An 18,606-nucleotide genomic window follows, 5' to 3' on the forward strand; every position below is an offset into this window, starting at 1 on the left:
ACCGAGATCAGAGCGACCGTACAATCGCATCGAATTACGCTGTTATCCTTGGCCTTTCGAGAGCAACTCCCATTGTCGACAGGTGCAGGCAACCGGTGACGGATCCGCGTCCTATCCGTTTCCGGCGACCGCGCACCCCTGCGCGGAGGTGGAATATGCACAGCGAGGCGGACGCGCACAGAATCGAGACCGGAGGGCGAACCGAGCGCGGCGAGCAGCGCGCCGACCGAACGGAGGTCGATCCGAGGGTCCCAGCGCGAAAGAAGTCCGTTTTGTTCGAATTGGGGCAATCGGCGAGCGAATTGATTCGACCGGCCACTCTGTGCCCATTGGAACGACCGGGCCGAGCCGACGATCAGGGTGTGCCCCTCCGCGGGTCGCGTGATTTGCAGCGGGTGGCGTTCGGCTGCCGCCTGCGCGCCCGGGAGGATTTCACTGCCACGCTGTGGACCTCGAGCACCGGGTCGGTGCTGGTCGCCCGGCTGCGGTCCTCCGACATCACCGCCGAGCGCGGCGCCGGCGTCGGCGACGACCACTACAGCCAATACCTGCAACTGGGTTTGGTGCTGGCCGGCCGAGCCACGCTCGAACAACGGGGCCACCGGTCGACCGCGGTGGCCGGTGAGGCGTTCGCGGTGTGCCTCGACAGCCCGTTCCGGTCGACACTCGCGCGCTGTGAGAACCCCGCCAACGATGTGCTGTACCTCTACCTACCGGTCGATTCGCTGACCGCGTGGGGACTGGACGCGGCCGCGGCGGGCGGCTGGTCGTGGCCGCTGTCGCGAGCGGCGGTGTCGGCGCTGATGTTCGGCCGTGATATCGCCTGTGGCGCAACGAGTCCCGATCATCTGCGGATAGTGGCGCGCATCGACGAGATCCTGTTCCGGGCGGCGATAGTCGCGCTGCTGGAGCGCGATCTCACGGATGCGACGAGGGAACTGACGACCGAGGATGTGCTGCGCCGCCGCGCGGCCGACTTCATCGACCGGAATTTCGCGGACCCGGCGGTGAATCCCGATGCGGTCGCGGTCCGGCTGCACGTGAGCAGGCGGACCCTGTTCCGGGCGTTCGAACTGCAGGGCCTGTCCGTCGGGCGACTCATCCGCACCCGCAGACTGGCTGCCGCGGCGAGCGCGCTCAGCGATGACACCCGTGGCCTCCGCGACATCGCCGACAGCTGTGGTTTCCGTACGGTCGATCAACTCTCGCGCGCATTCCGTGCCAAATACGGGGTAACCCCCGCCGCCTACCGCGCCGCACGGCGCAAGGACGCCATGGTCGGGTGGAGCTAGATGTCCAGGGAACGTCTGATGGTGGCCTCGGCAACTGAAATGTTGCGCGACAACAGTTCTCGACTGCGGTGATCAAGGGCTCGGCGGCGAATCGGCGCCGAGCACCTCCCGGCCGATCTCACCGGCCAGCACCTCGGTCGAGTACGCCATCAGCTGCCCCGCCTCGGCGTCGCGCAGGTGCCGCTGGATCGGCGACTGACGCAGATAACCTGATGCTCCACCCACGCGCACACCCAACTGCGCGACGTCCACGGCCACCTTGTTCGCCAGATACTTCGCCCGCGACAGCGTGGAGAAGAAGGCAGGGCTCGCACTGTCGGCCTCGCGCAGACCCTGGTCGTAGAGGGCGTGGGCGGCGGCGAGCCGAACCTGCACGTCGGCGACCTCGTGCTGCACCCACTGTTGCTCGGCCAGCGGATTGCCCAGGATCATCCGCGACCGGGCGTGCGCGACCAACGCGGCGAGCGCCGCGTCGGCGATGCCGAGGGAGATGGCGGGCAACCCGGCCGGGATCACCGCGAAATCCCCCGGTCCCGGTGCGCGACCACGGTATTCGGCGCGCAACACGGTGTTGTCGAAGGCCAGCAGTTGGCTGCGGGTCGCGCGCAAACCGAGGGTGTCCCAGATCGGGATGATCGACACGGACTCGTCCGGTATCACCCCGAAGAATGTCGGCGCCCCCGAGACCAGCGCGTTCACCAGCAGGTAGTCCGCGATCTCACTACCGGAGACGAACCGTTTCGCGCCGGTGAGCGACCAGCCGCCCACCACCGGTTCGGCCACCTGCTGTGGCTGTAGGAACCGGTTCCCGCTGCCCGGCTCGGACAGTGCGTTGGCGAACCGTTTACCCGCGAGGAACTCCTCGGCGAAGAACGACCCCGCCGAATCCCCGGTCAGCTCCGCCAACGCGACGCCCGCACCAGCGTGCATCACCCAGATCGTCGCGATGGACGGATCGGCCTTCGCCAGGATCCGGACCACTGCCCCGAACGACTGATAGCTCATTCCGAGCCCGCCCAGCCGCCGAGGCAACACCGCCCGATCAACCCCGGCATCGTGCAGCGCGGTCAACGCCACGACCGGAATCTCGGCTCGCTCGTCATAGCCGGCCGCGTCGGCGGCAAACCCCACCGCCAGTTCGGCCACCCGATCCAGGATCTCCTGCTCGCCCACCCCTTGCGACGACCCCACCTGCGCACTGCTCACGAATTATCCTCCGCTCGACAGGAATTCGATCACCGCCGCGACGAAAGCGGTGATCATCCGACCAGGATACGCAGCGCGCCACGCTGGAAGGAGCCGACGAAAGCTTGTCCACGACGGCCCTGAACGCATTCGGTCGGCGCGAGCGCAGGCACGATGGGATTCTTATCCGGTGTCAGATCAGAGTGTGTCGACGGAACCGAGCCCCAAGGGAAGCTGGGCACAGCACTGGAGGGTCGTCGCCGCGTTTGTCGTCGCAAGCCTGTACCTCGCAGCCGTGATCAGAGTGATCGCCAGCGAGAACTGGAACGACATTGTGGCATCTCGCCTGTTCGGTCTGAGCCTCGTGATTTCCGGTGCGCTGTTCTTGGTTGCGTTGGCCACCGCCACGCCCATGTCCGCCTCGACCGACGCTCGGCAGAAAAGATGGCCGACGCGAAGGGCGGTAGCCACGTCCATCGCCGTCTGCCTGTCGCTCGGTGGGGCGATCTGGCTGATCGTCAGCTGGGACATCGGCGATCGGATAGCTCAGCTACTCGGGCAAACGGGAGTGGTCGCCTTCATGCTGTTCTCCCTGATCGGATGGATACCGCTCCGACCTCTCAACGATGAGACCCGCGATCAACTCCCCAGCTGAAGCCCCCGGAGTTCGTGCGGCGACGCGGCTCGCCTCGACCGGTCAACCGGGCGAGGCGAGCCTTCCCCGTGCACCCACGCGCCGCCGCCACGTCGCGGGGCAGGTCCATCCTAGGCGCATCAGCCTCTCGCATACGGGAGCCGCGCCCATCCGTCATCCGATCCGGAAATTTACCCCTGCACATCTCAATGACAAGTGGCACAAGCGCTTTACCTACCTTCCGACATCGCCGGTTGCCGAATCTCATCGTGCCGGACAGGTCGGTGCTCTGCGTGACGAGTTGTGCTGAGACTCGATCCCCCACGATGCTCCCGAAGACCCCGCCCCTGCTCGACCGCTCCACCATCGACTGGATCAGCGGTCAATTGTCCAGTTCTGCTGCAGCAGTGGCCATCTCAAGCTACCCTCCGGTTCGCTTACATCGGCGGCGTCCGACAAGTACCGTAATAATCGGCTGTGTTCGTCGAATCCGGTCGTTGGTATCGAGTGGGTGTAGGAGTGAAGAGTCGGTGAGTCCTACGGTATCTGAGTCGGAGTTCGAGGATCTGTCTCGCCGGGCCGAGATCGACGGCACCGCGCCGAGAGTCGGCGCGATCATCGATCGTGGCGGGCAGATACTACTTCTCGAGCGCCACGACACCGGTCCGATCAAGGCACCCTTGAAGCTGCCCGGCGCGACGGTGATGCCGGGGGAATCCCTCGCAGAGGCGGTCGCCCGCGGCGTGCTCGAGGAAACAGGACTGGTGGTCACCGGCATCAGCCACCACGTCGGGGATTTCGACTACCTGTCCCCCGACGCACACCCGGTTCGCCGTTTGCATTTCGCCGTCGATGTCGCGGCGACACACCCGATCCACCTCACCGCGCACGCCCGCTACGTCTGGGCACCACTCGATGGTGAGCTGAGGGTGACATCGTCTATCCGCGGCATCCTCGAGACCTACCGCAACCTCGTACTCGGATGAGATCCACGTCTCGACGTCACTGAACAAGGTCCGGTCATCAGTCCGGCCTGCCGCGGAGTGATCCCAGCGCGCCTGGTCTGGAGAATTCGTGGGTCTCGGTCCGGTTGTGCCTACCATCGACGGGCAGCCGGTTCCGTAGCGTGAACAAGGTCCTGTCAGTACCTGGAACAGCAGACCCTTCCACCTCCAGACGTAGGCGGGTCGAATAGTGGAGTAATGCCGATCGCTGAGTCCCATCGAATCGAGAGGAACTCTCCATGCAGACTGTCACCCTCAACAACGGCGTCGTCATGCCGATCCTGGGCTTCGGGGTCTTCCAGATCCCCGACGACGAGACCGAGCGCGTCGTCACCGAGGCCATCGAGACCGGATACCGCCTCATCGACACCGCCGCCAGCTACGGCAACGAGGAAGCCGTCGGGCGCGCGATCAAAGCCGGCGGAGTCGCCCGCGAGGACCTGTTCATCACCACCAAACTCTGGATCCAGCCCGCGGGCGAGGACGCCACGAAACGGGCCTTCGAAACCTCGATGCGGCGCCTTGGCCTCGACTACCTCGACCTGTATCTGATCCACCAGCCCTTCGGCGACTACTACAGCGAGTGGCGCGCCGTGGAAGACCTGCACCGGCAAGGACTGATCCGGGCGATCGGGGTGGCCAACTTCTATCCGGATCGTCTCGTCGATCTCATCGACCACAACGAGATCGCCCCCGCGGTGAATCAGATCGAGACCAACCCGTTCTTCCAGCGCCAGGACTATCAGAAGCAGCTCGAAGAGCTCGGCGTGCAGATCCAATCGTGGGGCCCCTTCGCCGAAGGCCGCAACAACCTCTTCACCGACCCCACCCTCACGGCCATCGCCGAAGCACACGACAGGTCGGTCGCCCAGGTGGTGCTGCGCTGGCTCACCGAACGCGGCGTCATCGCGATCCCGAAATCGGTTCGCCGTGAACGCATGGCCCAGAATTTCGACATCTTCGACTTCACCCTCACCGCCGACGAGATGACGCGGATCGCCGCCCTCGACACCGGCGCCTCGCTGTTCTTCGACCACCGCGACCCGACGATGGTGCACCAACTCGGCACCCGCCGGATCGACTGACCCAGCCGATCGCGCACCTCTCGCGGCGGATCAGGGGGTGACGATCGGGAAGGCCGGGTCGAACTCGTCGAGGAGCGTGCCGAAGGTGGCGAGCACCGCCGGATCGCCCGCGATCGTGATCTTGCCGCTGTCGGCGAACGGGACCGCGGTCTCCGGCTTCAGCAGTGCCGAGACCAGGAACGGTTTCGGTCCTGACACTGTTACCTGCGGGTTGTCGGACTTGCCGCGGCGTGCGTTGAGCACGCCGCGGCGGACCCACATCGTCCACTGTTCACCGGCATCGGTGAAGTCCAGATCGATGCGCAGGTCTACCTCGGCGGCCCGTTCGCCGATGATGTGCACCGCGACGAAGTCGAACAGGATGTCGATCGGCATGGCCAGGATGGTGTCCTGGCTGGCGACCACATACGGCGGTGGCTGAGTGCCCTCGCGCAGTTCGAGTGCGGCCGAGAGGAAGATCCCTCGCCACTGCGGGCCTTCTGCCTGGTAGCCCATCTGCTCGTAGGCGTCGGCTTGCAGGTTTTTGGCTCGCTGGTTGTCGGGCTGGGCGAACACCAACTTGTGCAGGATCTCGGCCGCCCAGCGGTAGTCGGCCGCCGCGATCGCGCGCTCACCCTCCGCGAGAATGTTGTCGGCACCGGCGAATTCGACGAACCGATTTGCCCCGTCCACGGGCGTGTGGGGATGCAGCGAGACCGGGTCGCCGTCCCACATGCCCAGTTCCTTGGTGTACACCGCGCGCACATCGTGGTGCAGGGTGCCGTGGTAGCCGCGGTTGGCCCAGTTCCGGCCCAGCTCGTCGGGCAGTTCGATCACTTCGGCGGCCTCGAGCGGGGTGTAGCCCTTGTTGGCCAATCGCAGGGCCTGGTCGTGAATGAACTTGTAGGTGTCGCGCTGGGATTCCAGCAGGGCGGTGACGTTCTCGTTGCCCCAGACCGGCCAGGTGTGGGGGCCGTAGTGGACCTCGACGTCGTCGCCCCACCGTTCCAATGTCTCGTCGAGATAGCGGGCGAAGTTGCGGGCGTCGCGGGTGCGTGCTCCGCGCAGCGTCTGGATGTTGTGCAGGGAGTGGTTGGCATTCTCGGCGCAGGTCAACGCCTTCAACTGCGGAATCCAGATGTGCATCTCCTCCGGCGCCTCGGTGTCGGGGGTGTAGAGGAATTCGAACTCGACGCCCGCGATCTCGCGCCGTTGGCCGGATTCGGTGATGAGGTCGGTGGGTGAGATGTAGGAGATCGACGGCCCGTTCGTCGACGCGATGCCGATACCGCAGGTGACGAACCCACGCTCACCGGGCGCGAGCAACCCGCCGAAAGCGTAGAAGCTTCTGCGCGCCATGGCATTACCGGCGACGACGTTCTCCCCGATCGCGAACTTGTCGAACTGCAGACCCGGGGCGATGATCGGCACTTTGCCCGACGCCACATCCTCTGCCGAGACCACCCCCTTCACGCCGCCGTAGTGGTCGACGTGGGTATGGGTGTAGATCACCGCCGCGACGGGTTTGTCGGTGACGTGCTCACGAATGAGGTCCATGCCCTGCCGCGCGGATTCGACACCGGCCATGCAGTCGATGACGATGATGCCGTCCTCGCCCTCGATCACCGTCAGGTTCGCGATGTCGTTGTCTCTGACCTGGTAGACGCCCTTGGTCACCTCGAACAGCCCGCCCAGGCTGATGAGCTGCGATTGGCGCCACAGGCTGGGGTTCACCGAGTCCGGAACCGGTGGGTCACCACGGAGGTAGTCGAACTCGGCGGGATCAAAGACGACCCGGTCGGGATCGGTGTCGGAGTAGACGGTGCCGGGAAGTGGAGCGATGAGCCCGCGCTGCGCATCGGCGAAGTCGGCCCGGTTCTCCAGGTCGTAGAGCTGCGTCGCTGCGTGGTTGATATCGGTTGTCGCGGCGCTGGCGGGCTTCGGCTTCTCGCACATGAAGCGCTCCTGTCGGGGTCCGGGAATCGTCGGGATCGACGATCGTCCGGCATGGCCGAGAACGCATCACACGAATTGGGTGAACCTCACCGTTCCAGATCCACGCCCGATGCTGTTGTTCACCGGCGAGAACGCCGCGAATTCAGCGTCGTCGAAGCGCGCGCCGCGTGCTCGGCCGTCATCGGTCGATGGCGAGGTATTGCAGTTCCTGGTATTCCTCCAGTCCGGTGCTGCCTCCCTCCCGGCCCAGGCCGGAGGACTTCATCCCGCCGAAAGGTGCGGCCGGGTCGGAGATCGCGCCGGTGTTCACGCCGACCATGCCGGTCTGCAGGCTCTCGGCGAATTCGAGGGTGTCGCCGAGGTTTTCGCCGAAGACGTACCCGGCCAGGCCCGAGTCGGTGGCGTTGGCCAGTTGCAGGGCCTCGGCCGGGTCTGTGAAGGTGCGGATCGCGGCGACGGGGCCGAACACCTCCGAATTCCAGAGGCGGGTTCGGGTGTCGACGTCTGTCAGGACCGCGGGTTGCAGGAAGTGACCGGAGCCTGCGGTGCCGGTGCCGACGGTGTGCAGGTGTGCGCCCTTGCCGACTGTTTCGTCAATGAGCGTGGTGATCCGCCGCACCGCCGCGTCGTCGATCACGGGTCCGATGCGAGTGGCTCGGTCGAGGCCATCGCCCACCGGCAGCGCGGAAACGGCGTCGAGGAACCGTTCGGTGAACTCCGCTGCCCGCGATTCGTGGACCAGGAAGCGGTCGGCGGCGACGCAGGTCTGTCCCGCGTTGCGCAGTTTGGCGAGCACCGCGCCGCCGACGGCCTTGTCCAGGTCGGCGGACTCCAAGACGACGAAGGGAGCATTGCCGCCGAGTTCCATCGAGACCCGCAGGACTCCTTGCGCGGCTTGGGTCAGCAGGGTGCGGCCGACGCCGGTGGAGCCGGTGAAGGTGAGCTTGCGCAGCCGCCGGTCGGTGAGAATCTGCGCCGACACCAGCGGCGCGCGCGAGGTGGTCACACAGTTGACGACGCCCGGCGGCACGCCTGCTTCGGCCAGGATCTGCATGAATGCCACTGCGGTGAGCGGGGTTTGGGGTGCGGGCTTGAGAACGACGGTGCAGCCCGCGGCGAGTGCGGGGGCCACCTTGCGGGTGACCATGGCCAGGGGGAAATTCCACGGTGTGATCGCGAAAACCGGGCCCACCGGTTGTTTGCGGACAGCGATGCGGCGGCCTCCGCTCGGTGCGCGGAAGTACGCTCCGCTGCCACGGGTGGCCTCCTCGGCGAACCAGCGCAGGAATTCGGCGCCGTAGGCGACTTCGCCGCGTGCCTCGGTGAGAGGTTTGCCCATTTCCAGGGTGATCGTGTGGGCGATCCGTTCGGTGTCGGCATGCAGCAGGTGGAATGCCCGCAGGAGGATGTCGCTGCGGTGGCGCGGATCGGTGGCCGCCCAGTCCTGCTGGGCGGCCACCGCGGCGTCCAACGCGGCCGAGGCTGTCCTGTCGTCGCCGTCGGCGACGGTCGCGATTTCTTCGCCGGTGGCGGGGTTACGCACTGGCATCGTCGCAGTGCCGTCCACCCAGTCGCCGCCGATGAACTGGGCGACCGGGAGGTCGGAAAGGGTGGATGTCATCGTGGCTCCATGTCGGGTTCGAAGACGATCACCTGACGCACGGCCGCGCCGTCGGCGAGTTGATCCATCGCCTCGTTGAGGTCGTCGAGTCCGATCCGGGCGGAGATCAGTTTCTCGACCGGCAGCCTGCCTGCCCGCCACATCTGCTCGTAGCGAGGGATGTCGCGCGCCGGTACCGCCGAGCCGAGGTAGCTACCGACCACGGTGCGAGCCTCTGCGGTGAACATCAGCGGCGACAGCGTCACGGTGGCCGACGGGGCGGGCAGGCCGACGGTGACGGTGGTTCCCCCGGGAGCGGTGGCCAGAAAGGCGGTTTCGAACGCGTCGGGGTGACCGGCGCACTCGATCACGTAGCGCGCCCGAATTCCTCGCACCGCAAGCTGTTCGGGCGTGTAGGTTTCGGTCGCACCGAGGTCGCGGGCGGCCGCGAGCTTGGCGGGCAGCCGGTCGACCGCCACGATACGCCGCACCCCGATCGCGGCGGCGGTGAGCAACGCGGCCATGCCGACGCCGCCGAGCCCCACCACCATCAGGTCGTCCTCGGGCCCCGGGTCGGCGACATTGAGCACGGCGCCGCCGCCGGTCAGGACGGCGCAGCCCAGCAGCGCCGCCACCTCCGGCGGTACATCGCGACCGACCGCAACAACCGAGGCCTGGTCGATCACCGCGTGCGTGGCGAACCCGGAGACGCCGAGATGATGGCGCACGGGCTGTCCGGCCCGGGTCAGTCTGCCGGCGTGGTGCAGGAGTTCACCCGCGGTGTTCGCCCGGGTTCCTTCGGTGCAGGGCAGCTCACCGCCGCGGGCACACGCCGCGCACCGCTCGCACCGCGGCAGAAACGACATGACCACCCGGTCACCGACTGCCAGATCGTCGACCTGGTCGCCGAGCGCCGCCACGATGCCCGCCGCTTCGTGGCCGAGCAGCATCGGGAGCGGCCGCGCCCGATTGCCGTCGACCACACTGAGATCGGAATGGCACACACCGGCCGCTTCGATCCTGACCAGGACCTCGGTCGGGCCCGGCTCGTCGAGTTCGAGGTCGTACACCCCGATCGGGCGCGACGACGCGAAGGGTCGCGGCCGGTCGGGGTGGTCGAGAACCGCGCCACGGATACGCATCAGATCTCCGCTTTCTGGTACTCGCCCAGCGGGTGCGACAGGTAGCGCAGGTGATCGTTCGTGTCGCCCAGGGTGTGTTCGATGGTGGTGAGCCGGGCGGTGTAGTGCCCGACCGGGTATTCGGCGGTCATGCCGATGCCGCCGTGCAGCTGTATGGCCTCTTGGCCGATGTGTTTGCCGGAGAGGTCGATTCGCCGTTTCGCGCGGGAGGCCACCGTCGGATCGACGACTCCGTCCGCCAAGGACATCGCCGCGTACAGGTTCATGCTGCGGGCCAGTTCCAGCGAGACGTACATGTCCGCCGCTCGGTGGGTGAGTGCCTGGAAGGTGCGCAGTGCGACACCGAACTGCTTGCGGGTCTTCAGATATTCGGTGGTGAGGCGCAACGCCTCGGCCATCGCGCCGACGGCTTCGGCGCCGAGTGCGGCCTGCGTCGTGATCACGGCTTCGTCGATGATCGCACCGGCGTCGAGATCGGTGCCGAGCAATTCCGCCGGCGCACCACGGAATTCGATCTCGGCGCCACTGCCCCCGTCGTAGGTGCGGTAGGCGGTGCGCACAACCGCCGTCTCACGGGTATCGACCAGGAACAACGCGGTCTCTCCGGTGGGCACCACGGCCGAGACGATCAATCGGTCGGCCCGATCCCCTGAGGGCACAGGGCTTTTGCGACCGGTCAGCGTCCACCGGTCACCATTGGCGACGGCCAGGGTTTGCGAACGAGTGTCGGGCCAGCGGACGCCGGGATCGGCGTGGGCGAAGGCGAACAGCTGCTCGCCGTCGACGATTCCGGGCAGCAGGGACGCACGCTGGTCTGCCGTGCCGGCCCGGCCGATCATGAGCGCGGGCAGCAGGGCGCAGTCGAAGATCGGTTCCGGCGCGAGGGTGCGGCCGATTTCCTCCAGGGCGAGCATCGTTTCGATCGGGCCGCCGCCGACGCCGCCGTCCTCGACGGACACGGTCAGCGCGAGCAGACCGACCTCGGCGAAGTCCGCCCACACCTTCGGATCCCAGCCGGGATCATCGGCGATGACCTCCGCGCGGCGTCCGGGTGTGTAGTGGCGGGTCAGCACGCTGCGCACCGTGTCGCGCAGCAGGGTCTGCTCAGGGGTGAAGGTGAAATCCATGGCGGTTACTCACAGTCCGAGGATCGTCGAGGCAATGATGGTGCGCTGCACTTCGTTCGATCCTCCGTAGATGGATGTCTTGCGGTAGTTCAGGTATCCGGCGATGGTGCGACGCGCCCAGTCGTCGGTCTTCCCCACCCGGGCGACGGCAGCGGGGCCCGCGATATCGACGAGCAGCTCGGTGACGGCCTGCTGCAGTTCGGTGCCGCGCAGTTTGAGGATCGACGAGACGGGGTTGGGAGCGCCGTCGCTCGAGCTCGCCGCGACCCGCAGCTGTACCAGCTCGAGTGCCAGCAGCTCGTTGTCGAGATCGGCGATCCGGGCGGCGAAGCTCGCGTCGTCGAGGAGCGTGCCGGTGCCGAGCCTGGTCTGGGCGGCGTATTCCTTCGCCAGCTCCAGACGCACTTTGGTCTGCCCGACCGCGGCGATGCCGGTGCGTTCGTTGCCGAGCAGGAATTTGGCGTAGGCCCAGCCGTGGTTCTCCTGGCCGACCAGCTGATCGGCCGGGACGCGCACGTTCTCCAGGAAAACCTCGTTGACCTCGAAGCCGCCGTCGATCAGCTCGATCGGCCGCACCGTCACACCGGGGGTGTCCATGGGAAACAGCAGCATCGAGATGCCTGCCTGCTTCTTGGGCGCGGTGGGATCGGTGCGGACCAGGCAGAACATCCAGTCCGCGCTCTGGGCGGCGGTGGTCCAGGTCTTCTGCCCGTTGACCACGTAGTGGTCACCGTCGCGCACCGCGACGGTGCGCAGCGAGGCCAGGTCGGATCCGGCGTCGGGCTCGGAAAAGCCCTGGCACCACCAGATGTCGAGATTCGCCGTCGCGGGCAGGAAGCGCGCCTTGAGCTCCGGCGAGCCGAACTCGGTGAGTACCGGGCCGATCATGTTCGTGTTGAAAGTGAGCGGCTCGGGCACCGACGCGAGCTGCATTTCGTGATGCCAGATGTGGTGCTGCACCGCCGACCAGTCCCGGCCACCCCACTCGACGGGCCAGTGCGGTACGGCCAGCCCGGCGCCGTTGAGGATGCGCTGGGTGGTGACGTACTCGTCCTTGCTCAGCTCGTGCATGTGTCGGTGCCGCCCGCGGATCTCTGCGGGAATCTCACGGCGGAAGAAGGCACGCAGCTCGTCGCGGAAGGCGAGCTCGTCCTCGGTGAAGGCCAGTTGCATGGTCCAGTATGTTACATAGAGTTCCGCGTGTATCAAATGGAGGTAGGAACCCGGCCATGAGCACTTCCTTCGCGACGACCCGATTCAGCAGCGTGCAGCGCGGTCGGCTCATCACAGCCGCGCGGACGACGTTCACCGCGCACGGCTATCACGGCACCACGATGGACACCGTGAGCGCCGTCGCCGACGTCACCAAACCCGTGCTCTACCGGCACTTCTCGACCAAGAGCGAGCTCTACCTCGCGGTGATCCTGGAATACCTGGACGACCTCGCGGACAGGCTGCGCGACGCCCACGACGCGGCGACCTCGGACTTCGACCGGGTACGGCACTGCGTGGGTGTTCTCTTCGATCTCGTCGAGTGCGGCCCGCACTCGACCTCAGAGCTGGTCTTCGGTGCCGGCGCCGTCGGCGACCACACCGTCGAGTCCCGAATCGCCACGGCCCTGGCGGAGTTCGTCAATACGCTGGCCACTCGCCTGCACCCGCACGAAAATCGGCCGCACCGGACCCGCCTCCTCGCCGCCGGACTCCTCGGGGCAACCCTGGCGGCGGCAGACGAATGGCACCGCCTACGGCAACCGATATCGCGACAGTCGGCGCTGGACACCCTTGCCGGGTGGTACTGCTCGGGCCTGCGCGACGGCGGCGACTAGGCCCGCAGCAGGGCAGCTTGGACGCGGCTCAGCCGCTCCACGTCACCTTGGAATCCGGCCACCGCGTCGTTGTACAGGAACGCTTCCCACAGCCGGACCAGGGCATACGCGAGGGTGGCGCGATCGATGGGCGGCTGATAGCCCTGGTCCTCGGCGCGTTCGAGCAGACCTTCCACGATCGAGACCGCCGCCGGGTGCACCACTCCGTCACTGCGGGTGATCACGCGCAGCGCCGAGGTGGATTCCTGATCGAAGTAGGTGCGCAGCGAACCGTCCTCGACCAGCCAGTGAATGGCGCGGTCGAGGATCTCCACGAGCCGTTCCCCGCCGGTGGCGGTGCTGCGCCGTTCGGCGTAGGCGACCATGCGCTCGAGCTGGCGCGCCAAGGCCGCCCCGAGCAGCCCGTCGCGGGAACCGAACCACCGGTAGATACTGGTGCGGCCCAGACCGAGTTGGGCGGCGATGGCATTCGCGTCGACCCGTTTTCCCGCCAGGAAGACCTGCACGGCGGCGTCCAGCACGTCGTCACGGCTGGCCGCGGCCGGGCGGCCGGGCGCTCGGGTTCCTTCGGTGCGTGCCACGCCCGACAGCATAGAGCGCGCCAGGGCACGGGTTATGCGCCGTCGCTGTCATCGCAGAGAACGGATCATGCTCCTAGGTCATCCTCTCGTCACGAATCGCCCCAGCAAGGGCACCGCTTCGCCGGGATGCTTGGCATCGAAGCCCTCGCCGAGGGCTTGCAGCTGCCAGTCTCCGTCGCCGCGAAAGACCTTCGCCATGGCCATCGCGGTGAACCGCATCCCGCCGGTCAGCGAGTATCGGGCCAGTTCGGTATCGGTCGTGTTGTCCACCAGGCGACAGAACGCGTTGACGACTTTCTCGAAAGTGTGTCCCTGGTAGGAGGTCACGATGAACAGCAATGTGGTGACGTGGGCCGGGACGCGGGTCAGGTCGACCAGGATCACCTCGTCGTCGCCCTCCCCCTCACCGGTGAGGTTGTCACCCTGGTGCCGGATCGATCCGTCCTTGGACGCGAGCTGACCGTAGTAGGCGACGTCGACCAGATTTCGGTCGGCGAACATCGCCACCCAGGCGTCGAGGTCGATCTCGATCGCACGGCGCCCGAACAGCCCGCCGCGCCGGATCGGATCCCAGCCCAACCCCATTCGAATGAAGGTCAACGCGACGCCACCGTCTTTGCGCAGCGTGACCCGTTGGCCTTTCGCCAGGCTGACGGGTCGATTCTTCGACAACCTGACCTCACCAGGGGAGACCGGTGGCGGGTGACCGACAGTCGGTGGAAGCGGCGGCGGATAACTCGGGCTCGGCACTGGTGTGGCGGGGTTGGCCGGCGGCGGAGGGTCATCGACGGTGACGCCGTGGTCGGTGACCAAGGCGGCGAATCCACCCGCGTATCCCTGTCCGACCGCGCGTACCTTCCAGCTGCCTTGGCGACGGTAGAACTCGACCGCGATCACGATGGACTCGGTCGTCAACCCGTCGATCCGGTACTCGTACAACCGAATACCGGCGCCGTCGGTGACGAACACCGTCGGCGCCGCGATCCGGCCGAACGTGGCACGCGCGTCATCGAGGGTGATCACCACTCGGATCTGGGCGACATCGGCCGGGATGTGATCCAGCGAAACCGCCAACCCCGACGGTCGCCCCGGTGCGGTCGGTCGCAGTCGAACACCGGGCCCCGTCGGCTGGTTGTAGAAGACGAAGTCCGCGTCCGAGCGAACCTTGCCCGCGTCGGTGACCAGTAGCGCCGACAGCTCCGCGGCCGCGTCGATCTGCACCGCGACCGCGACATCGTGGACGCTCAGCGGGCTGTTCTGCCCTTTCGCAAGAGTCGTCGACACAATTGCGCCTTTCACCCCGACGAATGCTTGGTTCCACTGTACGAGAAACCAATTCGCACCAAGGGGTGAAAGCTCAACGCCCACAACACCGCCGAGGTGTCGATCGATCGCGGATAGGCTACGGCCATGCATGAGCTGGGGACAGGGTTCGGTTACTTGTGGCGCGGGCAGCGGTGGGTCGCGAGCCACGGTCGCTGGTTCGGCTTCGGGCTGTTGCCCGGTCTGGTCACGTTGGTTCTCTATGTCGCGGTGTTCACCGGAGCGGCGTTCGGGGTCGGGGACTTCACCGCATGGATGTCGCCGTTCGCCGACGACTGGAACTCGCCGTGGCGCGGGCTGTTTCGTGGGTTGCTGGTCGTGGTGTTGTTCGGGTTCGGTGCCCTGGTCGCGGTGGTGGCGTTCACCGCGATCACCTTGGTGATCGGGCAGCCGTTCTACGAGAGGCTGTCCGAGCAGGTCGACAGGTCGGAGTCGGCGGACGGCACCGCGCCGGAATCGGGCAACGGGTTCGGGCGGGATCTGTGGATATCGACCCGCGACAGTGTTCGTCTGCTGATCAGAGTTCTGGCCTGGGCCGTGCTGTTGTTCGTTCTCGGGTTCATCCCTGTCCTCGGCCAAACCGCCGTTCCGGTGATCGGGATCGGCGTGACCGCGTTCTTCCTCGCCCAAGAACTCACCGCGGTGGCGTGGCAGCGTCGCGGTGTCGAACTGCGCGAACAACTGACTGTCTTGCGCGGACGACGCATGCTCGCCTGGGGCTTCGGTGTTCCGCTCGCCCTTGTCTTCCTGATCCCGTTCGTGGCCGTGCTGCTGATGCCCGGCGCCGTCGCGGGCGCGACGCTCATGGTGCGCAGCCTGAGCGACGAGGACCGCTCCGGCGGTAAACCACTGGTCAGCGAAGCGATGACGACACCGCCCCGATAGCCGCGGGTGCTCGCGCCGGTGTTGTGATCGCACCCGATCGCCGCGCCTATCGAGGGCGACCGCAGTTCGAGCAGAACAGCGCGCCGGGACCGACCTGGGAACCGCAGCCATGGCAATCGACGCGGATGTCGAGGGCGCTGCCACAGGATGGGCAGAACCGGCCGCCGTCGGTGGCCGCGGCGCAGGTGGGGCAGGCGACGCGCGCCGGAGTACCGAGGTCGTGTTGTCCGGCCCACTCCTGACGCTGGGCCGCCTGGTGGATCTGCGCGCCGCGAGCGACTGCTTGCGCTTGCGCGATCTGGTGCCCCACCTGCGGTGAACAATTGACGCATTGTCCGACATGGTCGTTCCAGCAGATCCGCGCACACGTCCACGAACCGCAGCCCGCGCACAGGCGGAACTCGTGCGCTACCTCGTCGACGGCCTTGGCGAACGCAGCGTCCTTGATACTCGACGCGGAGGCGCCCCAGCTGTTGGAGAAGCTGTCCGCGGCGGAGGATGCCTTGTGGAGGAGAGGGATTCGGTCCCCGAGCAGATCACGCATCGAGCGCAGCACACCGCGACCCCGAGACAGGTAGTTCTGCTGGAACGCTGACCGATGCACGGTGGTGCAGCGTTCGCAACGGAACTCCCACTGGAATCCGTTGTCGTTGGACTGGTCGGAATAGTTGCTGGTGAAGACCACCGGTGCGGCCATGGTGTTCGGTTCCTCTTCCGGCGCAGGAGTTTCGGCGTTCGCCGATTCCTTATCGCCGGGGGTCGCGAAGAACGCAACACGACCGCACCGTGGCCGGATCAGTCCTTGACCACCTGGGTGCCACCCGCGAACTTGTCGTGCCAGCCCTGTTTGCTCGGGCTCGAACTCACCGTGACGGCGATGCCGATGGCAGCGATGAACCACAGCAGCCCGCCGAGCCAGGGAATCAGGTTCAGCAGCATGTAGGCGTTGCGCTTGGCCGATTCGACGAGATCGGGCTTGGCCGCGCCGTCTGCTCCGTTCACGTGCAGACCGAGAAGCTTCTTGCCCGGGGTCGATCCGGTCACCACTTCGAAGACGACGAAGTACAAGAACCCGAATCCGGCGCCCGGCAGGATCGCGATCCAGCTGGGCAGATCGGTGACTCGCTCGAGGATCCAGAACAACACGGCGCCGATGAATCCGGCGATGATCCAGTCGATGAATCTGGCCCCTGCCCGACGTCCGATTCCAGCGGGAGTGAGGCCGACTGCGTTGGTCATGATTCCTCCTAGAAATCACCAGTCACGGTGGTACTCCGAGGATCTCATAGACACCGGACGTCGAGGAGCCTGTCCGCTGGATCGAGGCTCCATCGTGTGCGGAGATGACCGCCGTAACCACAGCGCGCCCGACTGACGATCCCGCCGGGTCAGCGGGTGCTGACGCAGACCACGTAGCGGCGCTGGTCGTAGACGACGCCGCGGTCACCGTTCGTGCAGACGTTGACATCTGTGGTGTCATGCCGGATCTCGAGAACGCGGACCCGACCGGGGACGTCGGCGGCGCAGTCGACATGCCTGGCCGCGTCCCCCTCCATGTCGAGGCATTCGCCGACGGTCCAGTCGATATCCAGGCACAGGGTCTGGTCCACGCCACCGGGCAGTGTCCGAGGTTGTGCGCGGTCGACGTCGCCCGGGCAGTGACCGCCCACCGGCGCCAATTCCGTCACCTTGTAGCGGGAGTGGACGTCGCCGCACGTGACCTGGCGAATATCGGCCGGAGTCGCATTCAAATCCACACAATCGCCGACACTCAGTTTCACCCAGGGAATCTGCGTCGCGGATTTGGTCAATGTGGACGCGACACTGCCAGAAATATCGGTAATAGTTCCCAGCGGTTGAGTTGCCGAAACCTCGGTCGGCGAAGTTTTTTCGGCAGAGGGATCGTCAGGCCCGTCGGGCTCCTCGGCCGCGAACCCCACGACGACGGAAAGCGCCAGGTAGAACGCGCCTGCCAGGGCAAACACCGCTCCCACGGACACGCCGAGCAGGGCTAGGTTTCTTCGACGCACCATCTGTGTTGTCCTACTCATCCGCTGGACGTCCCCGACCGACGTCCCACTCGCCTGACAGTTCTTACACGGCACACACGAACGTGTCGAATTGTGAATCTGCATCTTTTAACAATGCGAAATACTGGTCCAGCGCCCAATTCGGCACGGTTCACCGACAGCCGGAAAAGGATGCTAATGTCTGCCCGATCTCACTGGCGGACAACACGGTTCGTGCCCCGAGCAGCGGCACGCCGTTTTGCCGCGCAATCTTTCGTGATGCGTAAAGGAATTCCCTGATGAAACTCGGTTACTTCCCTGCTGCCACGCTCCTGGTCGGCGCCGCCGTCTGGATCACCGCCGGGACCGCCGCCGCGCAGCCGGTCGCACCGCCGCCTCCCGAGGCCACCACGTCCGGGGTCGACCAGTCCGTGCACTACGAGGCCACCCTCACCGAGTTCTCCCGGGTGCTGACCACCACCGTCGCCGGCGGCACCTTCACCACCACCGAGGACAACACCGCGGTAACCCTCGTCGCCGACTCCGGCGCCGTCGTCACCCGCATCCCGCTCACCTACCAGATCTCCGGCAAGGAGATGCGGGTGGCGCAAACGATCTCCGACAACGGCCACCACCTCGTCCTGGCCCCGCAGCCGAGCGCCACCGCGGTCGGCGAGATGCAGGCCATCAGCCCCATGTCGCAGCTGACGAACGAGATCAACCGCAATGTGGTCGGCGTCGTCGCGGGTGGCATCCTCGGCGGCCTCATCGGCACGGTCCTCGGCTTCGGCTTCCTCAGCATCATCACCGGCCCCGTCGGCCTGGTCCTCGGCGCCATCGCCGGCGGCTACGCCATGGGCGGCCAGCCCTTCCTCGACGCCGTCACCGCCGCCGTCAGCGGCCAGCCCTGATCCACCGACGTTCCCGGCCGCGGTATCCCGCGGCCGGGCGTTCTGACCAGCCGAGTCGTCGTGT

The 18,606-nt window shown here is 66.6% G+C and carries 18 protein-coding genes; 7 read left to right on the top strand and 11 right to left on the bottom strand.

Annotation, left to right across the window (positions count from 1 at the left end; all coding sequences use genetic code 11):
• Positions 1-362 precede the first annotated feature (362 nt).
• Positions 363-1,292, top strand: coding sequence for a helix-turn-helix domain-containing protein (locus ACFVJ5_RS30105; protein ID WP_379225284.1), 930 nt, complete (start codon positions 363-365; stop codon positions 1,290-1,292).
• A 72-nt stretch (positions 1,293-1,364) separates the two neighbouring features.
• On the opposite strand, the gene ACFVJ5_RS30110 is transcribed toward ACFVJ5_RS30105, so the two are convergent.
• A complete protein-coding gene (locus tag ACFVJ5_RS30110) occupies positions 1,365-2,498 on the bottom strand; it encodes an acyl-CoA dehydrogenase family protein (RefSeq protein ID WP_379225286.1) in 1,134 nt (377 codons plus the stop codon).
• Between the two features lie 184 nt (positions 2,499-2,682).
• On the opposite strand from ACFVJ5_RS30110, the gene ACFVJ5_RS30115 reads away from it, so the two are divergent.
• From ACFVJ5_RS30115 to ACFVJ5_RS30125, 3 genes are all read left to right on the top strand, one after another.
• Positions 2,683-3,132 (top strand): hypothetical protein, encoded by a 450-nt coding sequence (locus ACFVJ5_RS30115; protein WP_379225288.1) that lies wholly within the window; start codon positions 2,683-2,685, stop codon positions 3,130-3,132.
• Positions 3,133-3,641: 509 nt separating this feature from the next.
• Positions 3,642-4,097, top strand: coding sequence for an NUDIX hydrolase (locus tag ACFVJ5_RS30120; protein WP_379225290.1), 456 nt, complete (start codon positions 3,642-3,644; stop codon positions 4,095-4,097).
• A gap of 257 nt (positions 4,098-4,354) precedes the next feature.
• The gene (locus ACFVJ5_RS30125; protein WP_379225292.1) at positions 4,355-5,200 is read left to right on the top strand and encodes an aldo/keto reductase; all 846 of its coding nucleotides are present in this window, start codon (positions 4,355-4,357) and stop codon (positions 5,198-5,200) included.
• A gap of 30 nt (positions 5,201-5,230) precedes the next feature.
• Here ACFVJ5_RS30125 and ACFVJ5_RS30130 read toward each other — a convergent pair whose 3' ends face one another.
• The 5 genes from ACFVJ5_RS30130 to ACFVJ5_RS30150 form a co-directional block, all read right to left on the bottom strand.
• Positions 5,231-7,135: an alkyl/aryl-sulfatase gene (locus ACFVJ5_RS30130; RefSeq protein WP_379225294.1), complete on the bottom strand. Its 1,905-nt coding sequence runs from the start codon at positions 7,133-7,135 to the stop codon at positions 5,231-5,233.
• A gap of 178 nt (positions 7,136-7,313) precedes the next feature.
• Positions 7,314-8,756, bottom strand: a complete 1,443-nt coding sequence (locus ACFVJ5_RS30135; protein WP_379225296.1) for an NAD-dependent succinate-semialdehyde dehydrogenase — start codon at positions 8,754-8,756, stop codon at positions 7,314-7,316.
• Positions 8,753-9,877 (bottom strand): alcohol dehydrogenase catalytic domain-containing protein, encoded by a 1,125-nt coding sequence (locus ACFVJ5_RS30140; protein ID WP_379225298.1) that lies wholly within the window; start codon positions 9,875-9,877, stop codon positions 8,753-8,755. The genes ACFVJ5_RS30135 and ACFVJ5_RS30140 overlap by 4 nt, the downstream gene beginning before the upstream one ends.
• Positions 9,877-11,004, bottom strand: a complete 1,128-nt coding sequence (locus ACFVJ5_RS30145; RefSeq protein WP_379225300.1) for an acyl-CoA dehydrogenase family protein — start codon at positions 11,002-11,004, stop codon at positions 9,877-9,879. The genes ACFVJ5_RS30140 and ACFVJ5_RS30145 overlap by 1 nt, the downstream gene beginning before the upstream one ends.
• A gap of 9 nt (positions 11,005-11,013) precedes the next feature.
• The gene (locus ACFVJ5_RS30150; RefSeq protein ID WP_379225302.1) at positions 11,014-12,177 is read right to left on the bottom strand and encodes an acyl-CoA dehydrogenase family protein; all 1,164 of its coding nucleotides are present in this window, start codon (positions 12,175-12,177) and stop codon (positions 11,014-11,016) included.
• A gap of 56 nt (positions 12,178-12,233) precedes the next feature.
• Between ACFVJ5_RS30150 and ACFVJ5_RS30155 the strand changes: the two genes are divergently transcribed.
• On the top strand, positions 12,234-12,833 hold the full coding sequence (locus ACFVJ5_RS30155) for a TetR/AcrR family transcriptional regulator (protein WP_379225304.1): 600 nt from the start codon (positions 12,234-12,236) through the stop codon (positions 12,831-12,833).
• Here ACFVJ5_RS30155 and ACFVJ5_RS30160 read toward each other — a convergent pair.
• Together ACFVJ5_RS30160 and ACFVJ5_RS30165 are read right to left on the bottom strand one after the other, a co-directional pair.
• Complete coding sequence (locus tag ACFVJ5_RS30160) at positions 12,830-13,414, bottom strand: QsdR family transcriptional regulator (protein WP_379225306.1); 585 nt, start codon at positions 13,412-13,414, stop codon at positions 12,830-12,832. The two genes, ACFVJ5_RS30155 and ACFVJ5_RS30160, sit on opposite strands and share 4 nt — an antisense overlap.
• Before the next feature lie 78 nt (positions 13,415-13,492).
• The gene (locus ACFVJ5_RS30165) at positions 13,493-14,698 is read right to left on the bottom strand and encodes a TerD family protein (protein WP_379225308.1); all 1,206 of its coding nucleotides are present in this window, start codon (positions 14,696-14,698) and stop codon (positions 13,493-13,495) included.
• A gap of 126 nt (positions 14,699-14,824) precedes the next feature.
• Here ACFVJ5_RS30165 and ACFVJ5_RS30170 point away from each other — a divergent pair, with 126 nt between their 5' ends.
• Positions 14,825-15,622: an EI24 domain-containing protein gene (locus tag ACFVJ5_RS30170; RefSeq protein ID WP_379225310.1), complete on the top strand. Its 798-nt coding sequence runs from the start codon at positions 14,825-14,827 to the stop codon at positions 15,620-15,622.
• Between the two features lie 46 nt (positions 15,623-15,668).
• Here the strand turns inward: ACFVJ5_RS30170 and ACFVJ5_RS30175 are convergent, their stop codons facing one another.
• The 3 genes from ACFVJ5_RS30175 to ACFVJ5_RS30185 all read right to left on the bottom strand — a co-directional run bounded on the left by ACFVJ5_RS30175 (position 15,669) and on the right by ACFVJ5_RS30185 (position 17,655).
• Positions 15,669-16,319 (bottom strand): zinc ribbon domain-containing protein, encoded by a 651-nt coding sequence (locus ACFVJ5_RS30175; RefSeq protein ID WP_379225312.1) that lies wholly within the window; start codon positions 16,317-16,319, stop codon positions 15,669-15,671.
• Positions 16,320-16,417: 98 nt separating this feature from the next.
• Positions 16,418-16,861, bottom strand: coding sequence for an RDD family protein (locus ACFVJ5_RS30180; RefSeq protein ID WP_379225314.1), 444 nt, complete (start codon positions 16,859-16,861; stop codon positions 16,418-16,420).
• 149 nt (positions 16,862-17,010) lie between these two features.
• A complete protein-coding gene (locus ACFVJ5_RS30185; protein ID WP_379225316.1) occupies positions 17,011-17,655 on the bottom strand; it encodes a hypothetical protein in 645 nt (214 codons plus the stop codon).
• Positions 17,656-17,930: 275 nt separating this feature from the next.
• On the opposite strand from ACFVJ5_RS30185, the gene ACFVJ5_RS30190 reads away from it, so the two are divergent.
• Positions 17,931-18,542: a hypothetical protein gene (locus ACFVJ5_RS30190; protein ID WP_379225318.1), complete on the top strand. Its 612-nt coding sequence runs from the start codon at positions 17,931-17,933 to the stop codon at positions 18,540-18,542.
• The last annotated feature ends 64 nt before the right edge of the window (positions 18,543-18,606 follow it).

It is taken from the genome of Nocardia sp. NPDC127606 (genome assembly GCF_042671725.1).
Lineage (GTDB): Bacteria > Actinomycetota > Actinomycetes > Mycobacteriales > Mycobacteriaceae > Nocardia.

Bases quoted from the DNA above. Each gene is read 5' to 3' on its own strand.
- ACFVJ5_RS30180 (WP_379225314.1), bottom strand. From the start codon at position 16,861: ATGACCAACGCAGTCGGCCTCACTCCCGCTGGAATCGGACGTCGGGCA.
- ACFVJ5_RS30145 (WP_379225300.1), bottom strand. From the start codon at position 11,004: ATGGATTTCACCTTCACCCCTGAGCAGACCCTGCTGCGCGACACGGTG.
- ACFVJ5_RS30130 (WP_379225294.1), bottom strand. From the start codon at position 7,135: ATGTGCGAGAAGCCGAAGCCCGCCAGCGCCGCGACAACCGATATCAAC.
- ACFVJ5_RS30140 (WP_379225298.1), bottom strand. From the start codon at position 9,877: ATGCGTATCCGTGGCGCGGTTCTCGACCACCCCGACCGGCCGCGACCC.
- ACFVJ5_RS30175 (WP_379225312.1), bottom strand. From the start codon at position 16,319: ATGGCCGCACCGGTGGTCTTCACCAGCAACTATTCCGACCAGTCCAAC.
- ACFVJ5_RS30185 (WP_379225316.1), bottom strand. From the start codon at position 17,655: ATGGTGCGTCGAAGAAACCTAGCCCTGCTCGGCGTGTCCGTGGGAGCG.
- ACFVJ5_RS30150 (WP_379225302.1), bottom strand. From the start codon at position 12,177: ATGCAACTGGCCTTCACCGAGGACGAGCTCGCCTTCCGCGACGAGCTG.
- ACFVJ5_RS30190 (WP_379225318.1), top strand. From the start codon at position 17,931: ATGAAACTCGGTTACTTCCCTGCTGCCACGCTCCTGGTCGGCGCCGCC.
- ACFVJ5_RS30125 (WP_379225292.1), top strand. From the start codon at position 4,355: ATGCAGACTGTCACCCTCAACAACGGCGTCGTCATGCCGATCCTGGGC.
- ACFVJ5_RS30135 (WP_379225296.1), bottom strand. From the start codon at position 8,756: ATGACATCCACCCTTTCCGACCTCCCGGTCGCCCAGTTCATCGGCGGC.
- ACFVJ5_RS30170 (WP_379225310.1), top strand. From the start codon at position 14,825: ATGCATGAGCTGGGGACAGGGTTCGGTTACTTGTGGCGCGGGCAGCGG.
- ACFVJ5_RS30155 (WP_379225304.1), top strand. From the start codon at position 12,234: ATGAGCACTTCCTTCGCGACGACCCGATTCAGCAGCGTGCAGCGCGGT.